The organism is Pseudomonas trutticola BRTCR10 (assembly GCF_056155105.1).
Map to the genome: position 1 here is coordinate 209364 of NZ_CM149552.1, position 20731 is coordinate 230094.

The following is a 20731-nucleotide window of genomic DNA, read 5'->3' on the forward strand; positions in this document are numbered from 1 at the left end:
TCTTTGAGTCTAGTTGAGCGTTGCGCTGACTGAATCCTGATCAATGTGCGGATGTGTCCGGTGAGCGGATTTCCCTTCGCCCGCGGCCTGTCGAACTAGACTCAAGGACACAGGAACACACGTTCAGCGCAACACCGAGGTGCATCATGCGTATGGCCAAAAAGGTGCAAAGCAGCCTGACCCGGGCGCATTGCGAATTCGACATCGTCGCCCACCGACACTCGTCCAGCAGTCTGGAAACAGCGCGGGTTTCCGGGGTTCCGGCCGAACGGGTGGCGAAATCGGTGATCCTCGACGACCACCACGGGCATTACCTGATGGCCGTGCTGCCGGCCAGTCGGCATCTGGACTTGAGCAAGGTGCGCAGCAGCGGCGAATGGCAGCTGACCCGCGAAAGCAACCTGGCGCATATCTTCGATGACTGCGAACGTGGCGCGGTGCCGCCGTTGGGGGATTCCTACGGACTGGACATGGTCATCGACCCGTTGCTGACCCGGCAGAAAGACATCTACCTGGAAGCCGGCAATCACAATTACCTGCTGCACATGAGCATGCCGGAGTTCCTGAAAATGGTGCCGCATGCCGAGGTGCGGGAGTTGAGTCATTAGCTGTTGCGGCGTCAGTGCCGACGCCATTGCGGGCAAGCCACGCTCCCACAGTTTCTGAGGTGTACACACATTTTGTGTTCCCCTGAAAATCCTGTGGGAGCGGGCTTGCCCGCGATTGATCTTCCACACACAGATTTGTTGAAGGAGTTAAGCAATGGAAAGTCCGACCCACAGCCTCCCCTCCCTGTTCAAGCAACTCGGCCTGGAAAACGACCCGGTCAGCATCGAACAATTCATCGCCACCCATTCACCGCTGAAACCCGAGCTGCATTTGGCGGACGCGTTTTTCTGGTCGAAGAGTCAGGCGGATTTTTTGCGTGACGAGATTCTCGATGATGCCGATTGGGCGGAGGTGGTGGATCAGTTGAATGTGTTATTGCGTAAGGGCCGGCAGGGATGAAGGGCACTCTCGGCAGTCATGCTGGCCACCCGTTTGAGGTTAAAAATCGCTTCAACTTCATCGTTACCTACGATGCGCATCAATTGTTTCAAAACTTGACTGAATTTCCCCACCAATGCGATATTGATAGTTAGCAAACTAACAGTGTGCATTTCCCCGTGCCGAATTCCCTCGACGCTCTCCAGATGAACATCAGCAGTGCCATGGTGGTGGCCGCCAGGCATTGGCGGAAGATCTGCCAGACCACGCTGGTCAACTATGGAATTTCCGAAGCCTGCGCCGTGCCGTTGTTGATGATCGGCAGGCTCGGCGAGGGTGTGCGGCAGGTGCAGGTGGCGCAGGCGGCCGGGATGGAGAGTCCGTCGCTGGTGCGTCTGCTCGATCAGTTGTGCCATTCGGGCTACGTCTGCCGGACTGAAGATGCGCAGGATCGCCGCGCCAAATGCCTGAGCCTGACCGACACCGGGCGTGAACTGGTGCAAGCGGTGGAAATCGAGCTGGTGCGTCTGCGTCACGAAGTGCTCGAAGGCATCGATCAGAGTGATCTGGAGGCTACGCTTCGGGTACTGCGCGCATTTGAGGCGGCAAGTCCGCCAGTGGTGGTCAATTCTTGAACGGTTTTTTTACTGGCATTCCGCCGGCCCGGGACTGGTTCTACGGGGTCCGCACTTTTGCAGCGTCAATGCTGGCGCTGTACATCGCCATGCTTATGCAAATGCCACGTCCGTATTGGGCGATGGCCACGGTGTACATCGTCTCCAGCCCGTACCTCGGGCCGACCAGCTCCAAAGCCTTGTACCGCGCCATCGGCACCTTTCTTGGTGCGGCGGCCGCGGTTTTTTTCGTGCCGATGTTTGTCCAGAGCCCGTATGTGCTGGTGGTGGTAATTGCGCTGTGGACGGGGATTCTGCTGTTTCTCTCCTTGCATCTGCGCACGGCCAACAGCTACGCGCTGATGCTCGCCGGTTACACCCTGCCGCTGATTGCTTTGCCGACGGTGGATAACCCGCTCGCGGTGTGGGACGTGGCGGAAGCCCGTACCGAAGAGATTTTCCTCGGCATCGCCGTTGCCGCCGTGGTGGGCGCGATGTTCTGGCCGCGCCGACTGGCGCCAGTGTTCAACGATGCCGTGAGCAAATGGTTCGCCGACGCGACAACTTACAGCCTGAAATTCCTCAGCCGCGATGTGCAGCCCGAAGAGGTCACCGCACTGCGCATGGCTATGGTCGCCAATTTCAACAGCCTGGAATTGATGATCGGCCAGTTGCCCCACGAAGGCTCGCGGCCGCAAACCGTGCGCAACACCAAGGAACTGCGCGGGCGGATGATCCATCTGTTGCCGGTGATCGACGCTCTGGAAGATTCGCTTTACGCCCTTGAGCGACGCACGCCGGAGCTGGTGGAAAAATTCGCACCGCTGCTGGCCGCGACCCGTGAGTGGCTCGGCCACAAAGATGCCGACCTTGATCGCTGGCAAGCACTGAAAGATCAGCTCGAAGCCCTGCAACCGAGCGCCGAAGCGCTGGAAGATCGCAAGCAATTGCTGTTCTCCAACTCGATTTATCGTCTCGGCGAGTTCATCGATCTGTGGCAGGACTGTCGCAGTCTGCAGGATGCGATTCTCTGCGAGCGCCAGGACAGCTGGCGCGCGGTCTACCGCCACTGGCGCCTCGGTCGTCTGACACCATTTATCGACCGTGGCCTAATGCTGTATTCGGTGGCTTCGACGATTTTGGCAATCATCGTCGCCTCGACGCTGTGGATTCTGCTCGGCTGGCCGGACGGCGGCAGTGCGGTGATTCTGGCAGCGGTGGCGTGCAGCTTCTTCGCCTCGATGGACGACCCGGCACCGCAAATCTACCGGTTCTTTTTCTGGACCGGGATGTCGGTGCTGTTCGCCAGTCTTTATCTGTTTCTGATTCTGCCGAACCTGCACGACTTCCCGATGCTGGTGCTGGCGTTTGCCATCCCGTTCATTTGCGTGGGTACGCTGACGGTGCAGCCGCGTTTCTATCTCGGCATGCTGCTGACGCTGGTCAACACCTCGTCGTTCATCAGCATTCAGGGCGCGTACGACGCGGACTTCTTTGCTTTTGTGAACTCCAACCTGGCCGGCCCCATGGGCTTGCTGTTCGCGTTTATCTGGACCTTGATCGCCCGTCCGTTCGGCGTCGAACTGGCTGCCAAACGCCTGACCCGCTTCAGTTGGAAGGACATCGTGCACATGACCGAGCCGGCCAACCTTGCCGAACACCGGCAACTGGGCGTGCAGTTGCTTGATCGTCTGATGCAGCACCTGCCTCGGCTGGCGATGACCGGCCAGGACACCGGTATCGCCATGCGTGAAGTACGCGTCGGTTTGAACCTGCTCGACCTGCTCGCCTACACCCCGCGAGTGACCGGCACGCCGAACGTTTTGTTGCAGCAAGTGGTCAGTGAAGTCGGCGAGTATTTTCGCGCCTGCCTCAAGGCCGGCGAACGCTTGCCAGCGCCGGCCGCCTTGCTGATGACCATGGATCGCACCCGCCGCGCCCTCAACGGCCATGGCGATGAAGAAACCCGTCTACACCTGTTGCACGCCTTGAGCGGTTTGCGCCTGGCCTTGCTGCCCGGCGTCGAATTCGTCTCCAGCGCCGAGCCCGAAGAACCGCTGCCCGATGGAGCGCCCCTATGATCGGTGATCTGGACATCAGCGGCATTTTCCTGCCGACCTTGCTGGTGTTGATGGGCATCACTTATGTGCTGTTTTTGCTGGTGCATGCCGTGCTCACGCGCGTGCACTTTTACCGTCTGGTCTGGCACCGGGCATTGTTCAACGTGGCTCTCTACGCCGTGCTGCTGTACGGAGTGGACTCACTCAGTCGATACCTGATGACATGAAAAAACCGTTTTTGACCATCGGTCGCGTGGTACTGACCCTGCTGATCGTGACTTTTGCCGTTGTCCTCGTCTGGCGCATGGTGATGTATTACATGTTCGCGCCGTGGACCCGTGACGGCCATATTCGCGCCGACATCATCCAGATCGCGCCGGACGTGTCCGGACTGATCCAGCAGGTTGAAGTGAAAGACAACCAGTTGATCAAGCGCGGCCAGGTGCTGTTCAGCATCGACCAGGACCGTTTCAAACTGGCCCTGCGTCAGGCCAAAGCGGCCGTCGCGGATCGCGAAGAAACCCTCGCCCAAGCGCAACGTGAAGCCAAGCGTAACCGTGGCCTCGGCAACCTCGTGCCGGCCGAGCAACTGGAAGAAAGCCAATCGAAAGTCGCCCGCGCGCAATCGGCGCTGGCCGAAGCGCTGGTGGCCGTGGACAGCGCCCAGCTCAACCTCGACCGCTCGGTGATCCGCAGTCCGGTGGACGGCTACGTCAACGACCGTGCACCGCGCCCGCAGGAATTCGTTACCGCCGGGCGTCCGGTGTTGTCGGTGGTCGACAGCAACTCGTTTCACATCGACGGCTATTTCGAAGAAACCAAACTCGACGGCATTCATGTCGGCCAGTCGGTGGATATCCGTGTGATCGGCGACCGCGCCAAACTGCGTGGGCATGTCGAAAGCATCGTCGCCGGTATCGAAGACCGTGACCGCAGCAGCGGCAGCAACTTGTTGCCCAACGTCAACCCGGCGTTCAGTTGGGTGCGCCTGGCGCAGCGGATTCCGGTGCGCATCGCTTTTGATGAAGTGCCGCATGACTTCCGCATGATTGCCGGGCGCACTGCCACGGTGTCGATCATCGACGACCAGCCAGTCGACAACCGCCAGCAGGAGCCCGGGCAATGAACAGGGCCCTGATGATCGCCGGGTTGGGCATGATGCTCTCGGCCTGTCAGATGGTCGGACCGGATTACCACGTGCCCGAGGACGCGGCGGTCCAGCGCAAAGACTTTCAGGGCGAGTTGGCGGTGGCCGGCAAACCGGTGGTGTCGGCGCCCGTGCCGGCGGATTGGTGGCGCCTTTACAAGGATCCGCGTCTGGATCAACTGGTGCAGCAGGCCATGGCTTCCAACACTGATTTGCGGGTGGCGGCGGCGAACCTGCAACGGGCTCGTGCTCAGGTCGATGAGGCCGAAGCGGCGGGCGGCTGGAGCGCGGGCGTAAAAATGGGCGCGCAGCGTTTGCAAGAGTCCGGTCAGGCCTTCTTGCTACCGGAAAAAGTCCCGGTCGATAACGTCGGCGACATCGGCATCAGCGCTTCCTATCAGTTCGATCTGTGGGGCACCTTGCAGCGCGGCATCGAAGGCGCCAAGGCCAATGCCGACGCGACTCAGGCGGCGGCGGACACCGCGCGCATCACCTTGGTGGCGGACGTGGTTCGCGCGTACACCCAGGTCTGCGCGGCGAATGAAGAGCGGGAAATCGCCGAGCACTCCCTCGACCTGCAATCGCAAAGCACCACGCTGATCCAGCGTCTGCGCGATGCCGGGCGTGGCGACGAAACCCAAGTCACCCGTTCGCAAACCCAATTCAAATCCCTGCGTGCTGACCTGCCGCGCTATGAAGCGGCGCGTCAGGCGGGGCTGTTCCGTCTGTCGATGCTGCTGGCGAAACCGGTCGATCAACTGCCGGCCGGCACCGCGACCTGCGCCGAACTACCGAAAATAGCGCAGTTGGTGCCCGTCGGTGACGGCGCTGCGCTGCTCAAGCGACGCCCTGATATTCGTCAGGCCGAACGACGTCTGGCGGCTTCGACCGCCGGGATTGGCGTCGCCACTGGCGAGTTGTACCCGGACATCAGCATCGGCGCGACCATCGGCACAGTCGGTCTCATCGACGACTTGGGTGATCCATCGACCAACCGCTGGGGCTTTGGCCCGTCGCTGAGCTGGAAAGTGCCGACCAACGGCGCCCGCGCGCGCATCCGCGAAGCCGAAGCGTCGACCCAAGGCGCATTGGCGCATTTCGACGGCGTGGTGCTCAACGCCATTCGCGAAACCCAGACCGGTCTCGCTCAGTACACCGCGTTGCTGCAACGTCGCGATGCCCTGGCCGATGCCGAGCAGTCGGCGAAACTCGCCGCAGACCAGACTCACCGCTTCTTCCAGGCCGGCCGCGAGTCGTTCCTCGCCGATCTGCAAGCGACCCGCACCTACACCGATGTCACCGCGCAACTGGCCGCCGCCAACACCCAGGTTGCCATGAGCCAGATCGATTTGTTCCTTGCTCTGGGCGGCGGTTGGGAAAGCGGACGAACGCAAGCTTCAAGCGCGAGCAAACCCTGACGCCGTAGCTATGCTTTGAAGTGTTGGAAGGGCGCCCCGAGCAAGGCGCCCTTTCAGCGCACATTGCTAGCGCTGGTCTAGGGGAAACCAATAATGAAAAACCCTTACGCTCTCGGCTTCTGGTGCGCCCTGGTAGCGCTGGTGCTGCTCTCGGCCACCTATTTCTACGGCATCATGCTGGCCCATCAGATCGACAAGGCGATGGTGTTCCTCGACAGCGCGACGGCGCTGATCGCGGTCATGGCCATCGTCGTGGTGGCGTGGGCCTCGGTTCAGGTGCAGCGCGTCAAGAAAAGACAACTTGAACAGGGCAAAACCCTGGTGCTGATCTGGGACACCAAAGTCGCCCTGCGCAAGGTCGAAACCGTGTTCGACCGGTATTTCTGGGGCAGCTACTGGCAGCCCGGGCGGACCTTCGCCGAAGTCATGGGCGAACTCACCGGCACGCCGCTGGAAAAAAGCCTCGAAGCGCTGAAGAAGCAGTGTCTGGAACTCGACAAACAGATCGCCGACGAGGGCTGGCACTGGTTGAACAATGCCCGTGAATTGTCCGATGTCGCCACGGCCATGGCCCGCGAGCGCTATCAACTGGATTTCTGTGACCCGCGCGCTGATGGGCCGGGCGGGGCGGTGATCGATCGGGACTTTGAAGTGTTGGTGTATACCTGGACTGCCCGACTCAAGAGCTTTGATCATCAATTGGACGAGATCGAGGTTCAGTACTCCTGATTCCCGGCTAATCATCTGGCCTCATCGCTGGCAAGCCAGCTCCCACAAGGTTTTGTGGTGTTCACAGATTTTGTGTTCGCTGGATATCCCTGTGGGAGCTGGCTTGCCAGCGATGGCGTCCGCAAAAACAGCGAAACTCTTCCAGCCTGTCGACTGTCCACACTCCCCATAGACACTCTTTCACCTTTAAACATTGGGCCGCCGGGCGCGGCCAGTGCTAATCTCCACCGCTAATTCAGCGGAGTCGAGCCGCGACCCGGTCACGGGTTCAGGGAAGACGACCACACTCACAGCCACGGAAATCGATCAGGTCATTCATGAATAAATCAGCAGGCGTGCTTCTCGGAATTGTTGTTGCCATTGGTGCGATCAGCGCAGGCGGGGCCTGGTACACCGGGACCAAGATCGAAGGCGTACTGAACAACGCCGTCAGCAATGCCAACAAAGAGCTGCAAACCGCCATGGCCGGCTCCAACGGCACCGCGTCGCTGGAACTGGTGTCGCTGGAGCGTCACACCTTCACCAGCACCGCGCACTATCGCCTCAAGGGCGAAGGCGAAATGTTCGGTGACAAACCGGTCGAACTGCTGTTCGTCGACCACATCGAGCATGGCCCGCTGCCGTTCTCGCGGCTGGTCTCGCTGAAATGGTTGCCGGTCATGGCTACCAGCAACTATGAGCTGGAAAAGAACCCGGCCACCGAGAAGTGGTTTGCCGCCACCAAGGGCGCCGCGCCACTCAAAGGCGTGACCAGCATTGGCTACGACGAATCCACCACCAGCACCCTCGATCTGCTGCCGTTTGAAACCGCGCTGGATGAACAGTCGAGCCTGAAATTCTCCGGCCTGACGATGAACATCTCTGCTAGCGCCAAAGCGCAGAAGGTCAAGGCTGACGGTTACATGGACAACCTGAAGCTGGTGACCGTGGCCGAAGATCAGGCGCCGGTACAGATCGAACTCAACGGTCTGACGCTGGCCAGCAATCTCGCCAAGAGCAGCTACGGCTACTACACCGGCGAAAACACGCTGGTGCTGACCAACAGCAAAACCACCTTCGGCACCAAGCAATCGGTGCTTGGCGTGAAGAACTTCGAAATGAAGAACCTCACCGAAGAAAACGGCAGCAATGCTTCCGGTCGTGCTGACTACAAGATTGGCGAAGTCAGCCTCAACGACAAGAAAATCGGTTCGGCAAACATGGCCGTGAGCCTGAAGAACCTCGACATCCCGTCGACGATGTCGCTGATGCAGATCTACCAGACCAAATTGCAGCCGTATGAAAAGGCTGCCGCTGAAGCCGCCGCTCAAGGTTTGCCAGCACCCGAGCTGAACCTGACCGACGCGGAAAATGCCCAGGTCAAAGCCGATCTGCAAAAACTCCTCGCGGCCGGCCCGCAGATTGCCCTGGAAAACCTCTCGTTCAACACCGCCAACGGTGAGAGCAAGGCCAATCTGGTCATTGACCTGACCAAGCCGCAATCGATGGACTTGCCGCCGGATCAACTGGGCAAGCAACTGATCGCGCTGCTTGACCTGAATATCCAGGTGTCCAAGCCAATGCTGGTTGATCTGCTCAGCGTGCAGGCGCAACTGGATGGTCAGACCGACGCCAAAGCCATTGTCGACCAATCCAAAGAAGCGGCCGACATGTTCGCGGGCATGGCCGTTGGATCGCAAATGGCGGTCGTGGACGGCACCAACGTCGTGACCAAGCTGCATTACGCCGCCAATCAGGTGGAATTCAACGGCCAGAAAATGACCGTTGAGCAGTTCGTCGGTTTCCTGATGAGCAAGTTCGCAGGCGTCACGCAAGTGCAGTAATCCTGCGCTTTAAATAGCTACGCCCGGCCTCTGTCATTGCGCAGACGCCGGGCGTTTTGCTGTCTGGCGCTTGGGTTTTCGCGGTGTTTCAGCCCAGCCGTTGTGACGAATCTGAACAATTATTGTGTTGTGGATATTGGTCTACGCTTGCATGCAAGACTGCCGGACTAAGCTTGGCTGAGCGTTGTTGGCTCGGTCTCCGTTACGAATGGGCAAGGAGGGCATTGCGACCCGGCTGGCCATGTAAGGATGCTGACGAATGCCGCGTATTGATGTTCCCGTATTACATCGTGGTTTACGCCCTTTGTTCCGAGTCGCACTGTGCAGCCAGTTGCTTTGGCCGGCACTGGCGTTTGCCGACACACCCTACGATCAGATGGTGCGGGACGCCCGTGCCGGGCAGACCACGCCTGCGCTGAATGTGCTGCGTCAGGTGCCGCCGGGTCAGTCGACCACCGGACAGATCAGCGATCACCTGCAGATCGCCGGTTGGGCAGGACTCGACGCCGAAGTGGTGCAGGTCTATGAAACCCAGGGCCGCGACCGCGTCCTGCCGGTTCAGGCGCTGACCGCCACGGCGCGTGCCTACCGCAACCTCAAGCGTTGGGATCAGGCGACTCAGGTCTACAACAAGGCGCTGGCGCTGGAGCCGGACAACGCCGACCTGCAACTGGGCCTGGCCCTGACACAGGCTGACGCCGGCAAACCCGACGAAGCGGTGACCCGCGCCAAAGCGCTGGTAGCGGCCAAACCCGATGATCCGTCGCGCCGTCTCGCATTGGGCTATGCCCTGACCCGCGACAACAAACCCTACGATGCCCTGTTCGAATACGATCAGGCCTTCAAGCGTGCCGGCAGCAAACCGGAAGTCGCCCGCGAATACGTGGTCGCCCTGCAAAAGGCGCGTCTGCCCGAGCCAGCGCTGCGCCTGGCCAATCAACGTCCCGGTCTGATCGATCCGGTGACTCTGCGTCGCCTCGAAGGCGATCTGGCTGCCGAGCGCGTGCGTCTCGCCGAACTGGCCACCCGCAGCGAAAAAGAACGCTACGTCATCGCTGATCGCGCCTTGGCCGATTACGACAAACTGCTCGCCACCTGGACGCCGGATGCCACGGCTCACGACGACGTGATCCGCTGGCGCATCGACCGCATGGGCGCACTCAAGGCCCGCGCACGCACGGCGGACGTCATCACTGAATATCAAAAGCTGCAAGCCGAAGGCGTGAAGATTCCGACCTATGCCCTGCGTTGGGTCGCGGCGTCGTACCTCGATCAGCGTCAGCCAGAGATCGCCACCGACCTCTATCGCCAAGTGCTGGCGGCGCCGGACGCCGATGTCGGCGATCGCCTCGAAGACACCACGGCGTTGTACTACTCATTGCTGGAAAGCGACCGCGCTGAAGATGCACGCAAAGTCGCCGAGGATGCCGCCAAATCACAGCGCCCACGCATCGAACTCAAGGGGCTGCCGATCGGCAACCCCAACGACGAATGGATGGATGCCCAGCAACTCGCGGCCCAGGCCGGTACCTACGGTTCTGATCTGCCCCACGGTGAGGAGCGCTTGCAAACCCTCGTCGATCAGGCTCCGGGCAACATCGGCCTGCGTCTGGCTCAGGCCGATTTGTACCTGGCCCGCAACTGGCCGCGCCGCGCGGAAATGCAGCTCAAGGAAACCGAGAGCATGGTGCCGCGTGACATGGGCCTGGAAATTGGCCAGGCCCACACGGCCATGGAATTGCAGGAATGGCGGCAGATGGATGCGCTGACCGACGACGTCGTTGCCCGTTATCCGGATAACCGCCAAGTGCAGCGTCTGGCCCGCGAGCGCGAAGTGCATGACATGTCCGAACTGCGCGTCGAAGCCTATGGCGGCAAGGCCAATGGCGGCGGTAGTGGCAATGCCGGAGCGGTCAGCGGCAGTCGTGATTTCGGTATCCAGACGACGCTGTACAGCCCGCCGATCGACGAAGACTGGCGCGTATTTGCCGGTGCCGGTTACGCCACTGGCGATTTTGCCGAAGGCACTGGCAACCATCGTTTCCAGCGCGTCGGTCTGGAACGTCGTACCCGCGACATGACCCTCGAAGCCGAAGTCTCCAACCACTCCTACGGCTACGGTGACAAGCAGGGCGCGCGTTTGGCGATCGCCCGCGATATCAACGACAACTGGCAGTACGGCGGCAGCCTCGAATACCTGTCAGCCGAGACGCCGTTGCGCGCGCTCAACAGCGATATCAAGGCCAACGGCGGTAGTGGTTTCATCCGCTGGCGCGCCAACGAAAGCCGCGAGTGGAAACTGTCGGTGAGCCCGTCGCACTTCAGCGACGGCAATAACCGCGTCGAAGCCTTGCTCACCGGTCGCGAAGGCGTTTACAGCGCGCCGAACGTGCAGGTTGATGCGGGTCTGGAAGTCGGCACCAGCCACAACTCCAAATCCGATGACGTGCCGTACTTCAATCCCAAGTCCGACTTCAGCGTGATGCCGCTGGTCAACGTCAATCACGTGCTCTACCACCGCTACGAAACATCCTGGAGCCAGCAGTTCCAGGCCGGCGCGGGGACGTACAGCCAGCGTGATCACGGCACCGGCGGCATGGCGCTGCTCGGCTACGGCCAGCGTTATGCCTGGAACGACGTGTTCGAGGTGGGTGGTTTGTTCAGTGTGATCAACCGGCCCTACGACGGTGATCGGGAGACCGATCTGCGTCTGCTTGTCGACCTCACTTTCCGCTTCTAGAAGAGTTTGAAGATGCCTTTTATTTCGCGTTTCATCCTTCTGCTGGGAGCGCTGCTGGTCAGCGCCTGCGCCCAGCAAGCTCCGGCCTTCGCCCCGCCGTCGGAGCGCCCGCTGGCGGCCAGCGAAAAACCTTGGCCGAAAAATCATGTGCTGGGCATTGCCTATCACGATGTCGAGGATCGCGATCCCGATCAGGCCGTGGTCGCTGTGCGCACCGAGCGCATGATCGAGCAGCTCGCCTGGTTGCGCGAGAACGGCTACAAACCGGTGACGGTCGACCAGATCATGGCGGCGCGCAGGGGTGGCCCGGAGCTGCCGGCGAAAGCCATTCTGCTCAGCTTCGATGATGGTTATTCGAGCTTCTACACCCGCGTGCTGCCGGTGTTGCGCGCCTATAACTGGCACGCACTGCTGGCGCCGGTCGGCACCTGGATCGACACGCCACTGAATCAACCGGTGGACTTCGCCGGCGCCCCGCGCGCACGTTCCGATTTTCTCACCTGGGATCAGATACGCGAGATTTCCCAATCCGGACTGGTGGAAATCGCCGCCCACACCGACGCCAACCACAAGGGCATCCTCGCCAACCCGCAGGGCAACATGCAGCCGGCGGCGGCGACCCGGCGCTACGATCCGGTGACCAAACGCTACGAATCCGAGGCTGATTTCCAGGCGCGGATTCGTACCGACGTGAACAACATCTCGGAGAAGATCCGCAAGGTCACCGGTAAAAAACCGCGGGTCTGGGTCTGGCCATACGGCACGGCGGACGGCACTTCGCTGACCGTGGTCGGCGAGGAAGGCTATGAAATGGCCTTGACCCTCGACGACGGTCTCGATGCCCTCGACAACCTGATGAGCAGCCCGCGTTTCCTCGTCGCGTCCGACCCGGACGGCGAGCATTTCGCCAACAGCGTGGTCGGGGTGCAGTCGGATTTCGCCATGCGCGTGGTGCATGTCGATCTCGACAACGTCTACGATCCGGACCCGGCGCAACAGGACATCAACCTTGGCAAACTGGTCCAGCGCATGGCTGACATGGGCGCCAACACGGTGTTCCTGCAAGCCTTCGCCGATCCGAAAGGCGATGGACTAGTGCATTCGCTGTACTTCCCCAACCGTCACCTGCCGGTGCGTGCAGACATCTTTGATCGCGTCGCCTGGCAGTTGCGCACGCGGGCCCACGTCAAAGTCTTTGCGTGGATGCCGGTGCTGAGTTTCGGCCTCGATTCGAAGTTGCCGCGTGTGACCCGTTGGGACCCGAAAACCGGCACCACCTCGGTAGACCCTAATCAGTACCAACGCCTGTCGCCATTCGATCCTGAAGTCAGGCGAATCATCGGTGAAATCTACGAAGACGTGGCGCGCCTGACGTCGGTCGACGGCATCCTCTATCACGACGACGCGGTGCTCTCGGACTTCGAAGACGCCAGCCCTGAAGCCTTGAAAGCCTACGCCGCCCAAGGCTTGCCGAGTTCGATCGCGGCACTGCGCGAAGACCCGGCGGCGATGCAGCGCTGGACGCGCTTCAAGAGCAAATACCTCATCGACTTCACCAACGAGCTGACCGCCAAAGTCCGCGCCATTCGTGGTCCGCAGGTGCTGACCGCGCGCAACATCTTCGCCGAGCCGATGCTCAATCCGCACAGCGAAGAATGGTACGCGCAGAACCTCGACGACTTCCTCGCGACATACGACTGGACGGCGCCGATGGCGATGCCGTTGATGGAAAAGCAGACCCAGGCAGAGTCCGGCCCATGGCTGGAGTCGCTGGTGCAAACCGTGAGCAAACGCCCCGGGGCACTGAACCGCACCGTGTTCGAATTGCAGGCCCGGGACTGGACGAAAAAGGATCAGGCCAATATCGATGGCGCGCATCTCGCGGACTGGATGGGTCGCCTCAAGCGTCAGGGCGCGACCAGTTTCGGCTACTACCCGGACAACTTCCTCGACAACCTGCCGGACCTGAAAACCGTAAGGCCTGCACTCTCCAACAAATGGAACCCATGACATGCTGGATAGACTGTTAGCCCTGCTTGTTCTGGCGATTGTCCTCGGCGTTCCGCTGGGGCTGATCTTCCTGGTCACCGGGCAGTTCCTGATGGACTTCGTGTTCTTCTACCCGTTGTTCATGTCCGGGTTGTGGATTGCCGGTGGCCTGTATTTCTGGCTGCACTGGGAGCGCCACTGGCCGTGGAAGGACGACACGTTGCCGCCACCACTGGAAGGCGAGCCGCTGATCTCGATTCTGATCCCTTGCTACAACGAAGGTGACAACGCCGCCGATACCATTCACGCGGCGCTGGCCCAGCATTATCCGAACATCGAAGTCATTGCGATCAACGACGGTTCCAAAGACAACACCGCCGAAGTGCTCGATCGGTTGGCCCAGGAAGATCCGCGCCTGCGCGTGCTGCATCTGGCGGAAAACCAGGGCAAGGCGGTCGCCCTGCGCATGGGCGCCATCGCCGCGCGCAGTGAGTATCTGGTGTGCATCGACGGCGATGCGCTGCTGGCGCCGAACACGGCGGCCTATCTGGTGGCGCCAATGCTCGACAACGCGCGTTTGGGTGCGGTGACCGGCAACCCCCGAATTCGCACGCGTTCGACGCTGGTCGGGCGGGTGCAGGTCGGTGAGTTCTCGTCGATCATCGGTCTGATCAAACGTACGCAGCGGGTGTTCGGGCGGATCTTCACCGTCTCCGGCGTGATCGTCGCGTTCCGCCGCACTGCGCTGAACCGGGTCGGCTACTGGAGCCCGGACATGATTACTGAAGACATCGACATCAGCTGGAAGCTGCAACTCGATCACTGGAGCATCTTCTACGAGCCGCGTGCGCTGTGCTGGATTCTCATGCCGGAAACCCTCGGCGGGCTGTGGAAGCAGCGCTTGCGCTGGGCACAGGGTGGTGCCGAAGTGCTGTTCAAGAACATTCGCGGCATCTGGCAGTATCGCCATCGTTATCTGTGGCCACTGCTGTTCGAATACTGCCTGTCGACCGGTTGGGCGTTTACCTTCCTTCTGTCGGTGATTTTCTGGGGGGTCGGCAAGTTCGTAGTCATGCCGGAAGCCATTGCGGTGGATCACCTGATGCCTCCGGCGTTTACCGGGCTGCTGCTGGCCTTCGTCTGCCTGGTGCAGTTCGCCGTCAGCATCATTATTGACCGTCGCTACGAACCGGGTCTGGGCAGGACCATGTTCTGGGTGGTCTGGTATCCGTTGGTGTTCTGGCTGATCAGCCTGCTGACCACGCTGGTCAGCTTCCCGAAAGTGCTGTTCGGCCAGCATCAGAAACGTGCGCGTTGGGTCAGCCCTGATCGGGGGATCAAGCCGGTCGGGGACGACGAAGAGGAGGTCATCAAATGAAAATCATCCGGACCCGTCAACGACCATTTCTGGTTGTGGTCGATGTGATTCTCACCGTGCTGGCGTGGATTGGCCTGCTGTTTCTGCTGGTACGCGGGCTCTGGCCGTTGATCGAAACCCATGCCGGCGGACCGCGCATCGACAACTCGGCGTTTGAAGCGCTGGGTACGTTAGAGATTTATCTGTGGGTGGCGTTGGTCAACGCGGTGATCCTGATTTCCTGGGCGCGTTATCAGCAGCGCAAAAGCAGAAGTTTTGCCCAGCGGCGTTTACCTTCACCGGTGATCGACGACGAAGGGCTGAGCAAAAGTTTCAAGCTGTGCGATGACCGCTTCCAGAAACTCCGCACGCCGGGGGTGATGACCATTCACAACGATCAGGAAGGCGATATCAGTCAGGTGGTGACGCATTTCTGGCCGGTGCAGCAGGCAGAGTTGCCGCCACCGTTGGCGCCAATCGAACACCCGCGAGTGATCTTTCTGCACGCCGAGGATGACGACAATCGCGAACCTCTGACCCGGCTTTGATCGTTTCCATGCTCAGCGTGGGAATGCCTCTTGGGACGCTCCGCGTCCAGTGACGCGGAGCGTCACGGGCTGCATTCCCACGCAGGAGCGTGGGAACGATCAAGAACGGTGGTCAGATCTGGATCAGTGTCCAGGCTTCTTCCATTGGCAGAGGCTGTTTCATGCGTTCAGCCAGCAGCGCCATCGCTCTTTCTTTCTCGCACGCTACGGCGGCAACAACGATGCCGTTACGACCGAACAGACCGATGAAGGGCGGCTGTTCGGGCTCGCCGAGAAAATCCACTTCATCCCATTGTTCGGCATGGCCGAGGTAGTCGTAATTCTTGCCGAAATGCCAGGTCCAGAAATACGGCACATCGAGGTAATGCTCCTCGCCACCGAGCATATTGGCCGCCGCGATCCGTGCGTGTTGCTGGGCCAGACGCCAGTGTTCGATGCGTTGGGGCTGGCCGTTCAGCGGGAACGTGGCGATGTCGCCAATCGCCCACAGACCTTCGGTCACGCGCATGCCGCCATCGACGCGCAACGACAGGTCTTGCTCCCGGGGTAACGAGGCAAAAGCGTCGGTGGCCGGGTGTACGCCGATGCCTGCAAGGACCAGATCGGCTGAAAGGCGCAATCCATTGTCCAGCAGCACTGCCTCGACTTTGCCGTCACCGATGATCTCTGTCGCCTCATGCTCGGTAATGAATTTCACGCCGTTTTTTTCATGCAGCGTGCGGATCGCCTTGCCCACGGCTTCGCCGAATTGAGCCGCGAAAGGCACTGCATGGCGGGCGAGTATCGTGACGTCGAGGCCAAACTGACGCAGTGCCGAGGCACATTCGAGGGCGATAAAGCTGTCGCCGATGATCACTGCGCGTTGATCGGGCTGGGTGGCGTTGATGATCTGCTCGGCCTGGGCCTTTGAGCGCAGAACGAACACGTTTGGCAGGTCAGCCCCGGGCAACGGCAACGGGTTGGGGACGCCGCCAGTCGCCAGCACGGCGGCGCTGTAATGCAGTGTGCGGCCATCTTTTAAATGAACGGTTTTTCCCTCGGCATCGAGCGCAACGACTTCGCCTGAAACCCGATTGATGTGCTGTTCGCGGTAAAAGTCGTCATCGCGCAGCGATGGGATTTCTTTGGAGGGCATTTCTCCGGCGAGGACAAACTTGCTCAGTACCGTGCGGTCGTAACCGGCCTCGGGTTCGTGATCGATCAGCACAATGCGTCCGCCGAAACCCTTTTCCCGCAGCGCCGCTGCACACGCGGTGCCCGCCGCTCCGGCGCCGACAATCACGAATGTGCGCGCATCGTCTGCTGGCGGCGTGTGTGGATCCGGCAGCGGTTGATCATCCACCCAGATTTCTTCGCCGCGCAACTCCAGTGGGTAGCGCTTGAGGCTATCGAGGGCGGGCGGTTCGCATAGAGCGCCGTCTTCCACGCGAAAAACAGCCTTGTGCCATGGACATATCAGGTGCCCGTTGCACAACGCACCGTCAGCCAAAGGCGCGCCGGCGTGTGGGCATTCACCCTGAAACGCGCGTAATTCGCCGGCGGCGCGCAGCAGAACAATTTTGCAGTCGCCGATTTTCACTTCCAGACCACGGTCTTCAGGGACATCAGCGAAACAGGCGACACGGTGCAGGGACATATTCGGCTTCCTCGCGGGCATTTCTCATACGAGTTTGCGCGGCAGTGCGAGGTTCAGCCATTTGCTACTGCCACGGCACGAACGGTACAGCTATAGTTTGCAAGCCGACGACGGCCTCACTGCACAAGGTGCTCCCGGAATGACCCGATTGACCTCTCTCAACCCTTGGCTGGCGGCCGTTGCCGTTGCCCTTTGCGTGCAGTTTCCGGCGCAGGCGGCCCAGGAGCGCTTCACCCTCGACATCCCCGGTGTCTCGGACAATCGCCTGTTCACCTCGGCGGCGGCAAGCGATGCGGCAGGTTGCGGCGGCAAGAACCAGTCGCCGGCCTTGAGTTGGAACGCCGGGCCTGCCGGCACCCTGAGCTACGCGATCGTCATGCACGACCCGGACGGCCAGAAAGGCCTGGGCGTCGATCACTGGATTCATTACGGCATCAAAGCCACGACTCACCAGATCGCGGCGGGTGTCGGCGCCAAATCCGCATTCGAAGGCGTCGGCGGCACGAACAGCAAGGGCAACACCCACTACATGGGTCCGTGCCCTCCGGTTGGCGACAGCGCTCACCACTACATCATTCAGATTTACGCTCTGGATCTCGCACCGGACGCCTTGCCTGCCGGTCTGACCCGCGCCGAGCTGATGGAAAAAATCAAAGGCCATGTGCTGCGCAACAGCAGCGTAGTGCGGCGTTATCACCGCTGAAAAAAATTTTTAGCGGCGTTTAACCCGAACTGAAAGGGCTGCTCGTCTCAGTGGATGAATGATCACTTTCATCCCGAGGTCAGCCCCATGTCCCTTCCTCTGCCTTCTCTGCGACCTGTAGCGGTCGGTGTGCTGCTGGCCGTCGCCGGTTGCGGCGTTTCTTCCAATCCTGAATCGGCTGCTGCGCCAGCTCAGCCTGCAGCCTTGGTGCAACATGAGGTGATCCTCGCCGATGCCGCGATGGCCAAGCGCAGCGCGCGTCCGATGCCCATTGCCAGCTTCGCGGCGATGCCTGCCGGGGAAAGTTATCCACAGGGCTATCGCGACGAGCCGCGTGAGCAATATCAAACGCTTGCCGACAACCCGATCCACAGCGTCGCCGACACTCCGGTTTCAACCTTCAGCGCTGACGTCGACACGGGCGCTTACGCCAACGTCCGCCGCTTGCTCAATCAGGGGCGCCTGCCGCCGGAAGGGGCGGTGCGGCTGGAGGAAATGGTCAATTACTTTCCCTACGATTACGCACTGCCCAGCGATGGCTCACCGTTTGGCGTGACCACCGAACTGGCAGCTTCGCCGTGGAACCCGCACACACGATTGTTGCGCATCGGCATCAAGGCGTCCGACCGCGCGGTGGCCGAACTGGCCCCGGCGAATCTGGTGTTTCTGGTGGACGTGTCAGGCTCGATGGATCGTCGCGAAGGCCTGCCACTGGTCAAAAGCACGCTGAAACTGTTGGTCGATCAGTTGCGCGAGCAGGATCGCGTATCGCTGGTGGTGTATGCCGGCGAATCGAGAGTGGTACTGGAACCGACCTCCGGACGGGAAAAAGCGAAAATTCGTACAGCCATTGAGCAATTGACCGCAGGCGGCTCGACCGCTGGCGCCTCGGGCATCGAACTGGCCTATCAAATGGCACAACAGGCGTTTATTCCCAAAGGCATCAACCGTATCCTCCTGGCCACCGACGGCGACTTCAACGTCGGCGTCAGCGACTTCGATAGCCTCAAGCAAATGGCTGTGGATAAACGCAAAAGCGGAATTTCCCTGACCACCCTGGGTTTTGGTGTGGATAACTACAATGAACACTTGATGGAACAATTGGCCGATGCCGGCGACGGCAACTACGCCTACATCGACAACCTGCGCGAGGCACGCAAGGTACTGGTGGATCAACTTGGCTCGACCCTCGCCGTGGTGGCGAAAAACGTCAAATTGCAGGTGGAATTCAACCCGGCGCAGGTCAGTGAATATCGCCTGCTCGGCTACGAGAACCGTGCCTTGAAACGTGAGGACTTCAGCAATGACAAAGTCGATGCCGGCGAAATCGGTGCAGGACACACGGTGACGGCTTTGTACGAAATTGTTCCGGCGGGGGAGAAGGGCTGGCTGGAGCCGCTGCGTTACGGTCAATCCGACAAGGCTGTTGCCGAAAAGAACGGGGAATTGGCGATGCTGCGTGTGCGTTATCAACAGCCCGATGGTGGGAAAAGTCTGCTGATCGAGCGGCCGATTGCCAGTCAGGTTGCATCGGCCAGCGAAGACCTGCGCTTTGCCGCCGCCGTCGCCGCGTTTTCCCAGCAACTCAAGGACGGCCGCTATACCGGAGATTTCAGCCTGAAAGACACCGAAGCGTTGGCCCGTGGCGCACGAGGCGATGACCGTTTTGGCCTGCGTAACGAGTTTGTGCAACTGGTCGAATTGGCGCAGAGCCTGCGCAACACAACCGCATCGAATACGCTGTCCACTGAGCGACGGGTTGAATAAGTGAGTCGTCTGAAAAGCTTCATTAATCAGCTGTTTGCTTCACCAGACAGCCCGACCGCCAGCAGCGATGAAGCGTTGCTGGCGCGTTACCGCGAGGGCGACGGCGCGGCGTTCGAGATCTTGTACGCCCGTCATCGTCAGGGCCTGTATCGATTTCTGCTCGGTTTGAGCGGTAAACCGGAGCTTACCGATGAGGTCTTTCAGGAGACCTGGCTGAGCCTGATCCGCAGCGCCAGTCAGCCACAGGGACGGGCGACCTTTCGTACGTGGCTGTTCCAGATTGCCCGCAATCGCCTGATCGATCACTGGCGCAAGCACGGCGCCCAACAGCCACTGCACGACAGTTACGATGAACAGGTCCACGCTGTCAGCGATGAGTCGACCGATCCTGCAGAATTGCTCAACCTCAGCCGCGACAGCCTGCGTCTGGAAAACGCCCTGCAAACCCTGCCCGCCGACCAGCGCGAGGTGTTCCTGCTGCGCGCCCACGGCGACCTCGACCTGGCACAAATCGCCAGCCTTACCGAAACACCGCTGGAAACCGTCAAGAGCCGCTTGCGCTACGCCCAGCAAAAACTGCGTCGGCTGCTGGCCGAGGAGGTACTGACATGAACGACGCCCGCCAGACACCCGAAGAACAACTGCTCAAGCACTATCGCGAGCAACACCACGGCGAACCGCCCGCGCACCTCGACGCGCGCATTCTCAAGGCAGCTCACCGTGCAGCGCCAACACCGAAGCCAAGCCTGTGGCAACGCTGGCTCGACGCCTGCCGCAAACCGCGCTGGCAAGTCGCGTTCGCCAGCCTGGTTGGCGTCGCCCTGATGCTGTCGCTGGTGCAACGCGCGCCCGAACCGCAGCCGCAATTCGACTTTGCCCCTGCCGCCAGACCCGCGGCCCCGGTGGCCCGCGAACAAGCAACGGAAGCATTCGCCGCCCCTGCGGGCACCTTCTCCGGACCCCCGCCGAGGGTGGACATGACCGCGCCGATGCAGAGCGAAGCCATCCTCGTCGACGAAGCCCAATTCAGCAAACGCGCCGCTGCCCCGGCCAACGGCCTCGACGCACAACTGCGCGAAGTCCTGCGTCTGCGTGAGTCTGGCCAATCACAAGCCGCCGACAGCCTGTTCAACAACCTGCACAAACGCTACCCGAACGCCGACCTCGACGCCCGGCTCGAACAAATCCAGAAGAACTGACCGCCCTGTTCGTC

At 60.8% G+C, this 20731-nt stretch carries 18 protein-coding genes; 17 read left to right on the forward strand and 1 reads right to left on the reverse strand.

Features of this window, described 5'->3' with window-relative positions; all coding sequences use genetic code 11:
* The first annotated feature begins 146 nt into the window (after positions 1-146).
* From ACVVH8_RS00865 to pgaD, 13 genes are all read left to right on the forward strand, one after another.
* Complete coding sequence (locus ACVVH8_RS00865) at positions 147-608, forward strand: aminoacyl-tRNA deacylase (RefSeq protein WP_103306493.1); 462 nt, start codon at positions 147-149, stop codon at positions 606-608.
* A gap of 154 nt (positions 609-762) precedes the next feature.
* Positions 763-1008, forward strand: a complete 246-nt coding sequence (locus ACVVH8_RS00870) for a DUF2789 domain-containing protein (protein ID WP_475228052.1) — start codon at positions 763-765, stop codon at positions 1006-1008.
* Between the two features lie 185 nt (positions 1009-1193).
* Positions 1194-1622: a MarR family winged helix-turn-helix transcriptional regulator gene (locus ACVVH8_RS00875; RefSeq protein WP_103306495.1), complete on the forward strand. Its 429-nt coding sequence runs from the start codon at positions 1194-1196 to the stop codon at positions 1620-1622.
* Entirely contained in the window at positions 1619-3682 is a 2064-nt protein-coding gene (locus tag ACVVH8_RS00880) for an FUSC family protein (RefSeq protein ID WP_475228054.1), read from the forward strand. The genes ACVVH8_RS00875 and ACVVH8_RS00880 overlap by 4 nt, the downstream gene beginning before the upstream one ends.
* Entirely contained in the window at positions 3679-3888 is a 210-nt protein-coding gene (locus tag ACVVH8_RS00885) for a DUF1656 domain-containing protein (protein ID WP_007917703.1), read from the forward strand. The genes ACVVH8_RS00880 and ACVVH8_RS00885 overlap by 4 nt, the downstream gene beginning before the upstream one ends.
* Positions 3885-4787: an efflux RND transporter periplasmic adaptor subunit gene (locus tag ACVVH8_RS00890; RefSeq protein WP_103306497.1), complete on the forward strand. Its 903-nt coding sequence runs from the start codon at positions 3885-3887 to the stop codon at positions 4785-4787. Before ACVVH8_RS00885 ends, ACVVH8_RS00890 begins: the two co-directional genes overlap by 4 nt.
* Entirely contained in the window at positions 4784-6226 is a 1443-nt protein-coding gene (locus tag ACVVH8_RS00895; protein ID WP_475228057.1) for an efflux transporter outer membrane subunit, read from the forward strand. Before ACVVH8_RS00890 ends, ACVVH8_RS00895 begins: the two co-directional genes overlap by 4 nt.
* A gap of 93 nt (positions 6227-6319) precedes the next feature.
* Positions 6320-6955, forward strand: coding sequence for an NADH:ubiquinone oxidoreductase subunit N (locus tag ACVVH8_RS00900; RefSeq protein WP_213027185.1), 636 nt, complete (start codon positions 6320-6322; stop codon positions 6953-6955).
* A 317-nt stretch (positions 6956-7272) separates the two neighbouring features.
* Positions 7273-8778, forward strand: a complete 1506-nt coding sequence (locus ACVVH8_RS00905) for a YdgA family protein (protein ID WP_103306499.1) — start codon at positions 7273-7275, stop codon at positions 8776-8778.
* A gap of 259 nt (positions 8779-9037) precedes the next feature.
* A complete protein-coding gene (pgaA, locus tag ACVVH8_RS00910; RefSeq protein ID WP_475228059.1) occupies positions 9038-11518 on the forward strand; it encodes a poly-beta-1,6 N-acetyl-D-glucosamine export porin PgaA in 2481 nt (826 codons plus the stop codon).
* Positions 11519-11530: 12 nt separating this feature from the next.
* Positions 11531-13528: a poly-beta-1,6-N-acetyl-D-glucosamine N-deacetylase PgaB gene (gene pgaB, locus ACVVH8_RS00915; protein ID WP_213027187.1), complete on the forward strand. Its 1998-nt coding sequence runs from the start codon at positions 11531-11533 to the stop codon at positions 13526-13528.
* A gap of 1 nt (position 13529) precedes the next feature.
* Positions 13530-14885: a poly-beta-1,6-N-acetyl-D-glucosamine synthase gene (pgaC, locus tag ACVVH8_RS00920; RefSeq protein WP_315445183.1), complete on the forward strand. Its 1356-nt coding sequence runs from the start codon at positions 13530-13532 to the stop codon at positions 14883-14885.
* On the forward strand, positions 14882-15412 hold the full coding sequence (pgaD, locus tag ACVVH8_RS00925) for a poly-beta-1,6-N-acetyl-D-glucosamine biosynthesis protein PgaD (RefSeq protein WP_213027189.1): 531 nt from the start codon (positions 14882-14884) through the stop codon (positions 15410-15412). The genes pgaC and pgaD overlap by 4 nt, the downstream gene beginning before the upstream one ends.
* A gap of 112 nt (positions 15413-15524) precedes the next feature.
* Here pgaD and ACVVH8_RS00930 read toward each other — a convergent pair whose 3' ends face one another.
* Positions 15525-17048: an FAD-dependent oxidoreductase gene (locus ACVVH8_RS00930; protein ID WP_475228062.1), complete on the reverse strand. Its 1524-nt coding sequence runs from the start codon at positions 17046-17048 to the stop codon at positions 15525-15527.
* 139 nt (positions 17049-17187) lie between these two features.
* On the opposite strand from ACVVH8_RS00930, the gene ACVVH8_RS00935 reads away from it, so the two are divergent.
* From ACVVH8_RS00935 to ACVVH8_RS00950, 4 genes are all read left to right on the forward strand, one after another.
* Entirely contained in the window at positions 17188-17751 is a 564-nt protein-coding gene (locus ACVVH8_RS00935) for a YbhB/YbcL family Raf kinase inhibitor-like protein (RefSeq protein WP_103306505.1), read from the forward strand.
* A gap of 87 nt (positions 17752-17838) precedes the next feature.
* Positions 17839-19518 carry a vWA domain-containing protein gene (locus tag ACVVH8_RS00940; protein ID WP_475228064.1) on the forward strand — a complete coding sequence of 560 codons (1680 nt, stop codon included), beginning with the start codon at positions 17839-17841 and terminating at the stop codon, positions 19516-19518.
* On the forward strand, positions 19519-20130 hold the full coding sequence (locus ACVVH8_RS00945; protein ID WP_315445186.1) for an RNA polymerase sigma factor: 612 nt from the start codon (positions 19519-19521) through the stop codon (positions 20128-20130).
* Complete coding sequence (locus tag ACVVH8_RS00950; RefSeq protein ID WP_475228066.1) at positions 20127-20717, forward strand: hypothetical protein; 591 nt, start codon at positions 20127-20129, stop codon at positions 20715-20717. The genes ACVVH8_RS00945 and ACVVH8_RS00950 overlap by 4 nt, the downstream gene beginning before the upstream one ends.
* The last annotated feature ends 14 nt before the right edge of the window (positions 20718-20731 follow it).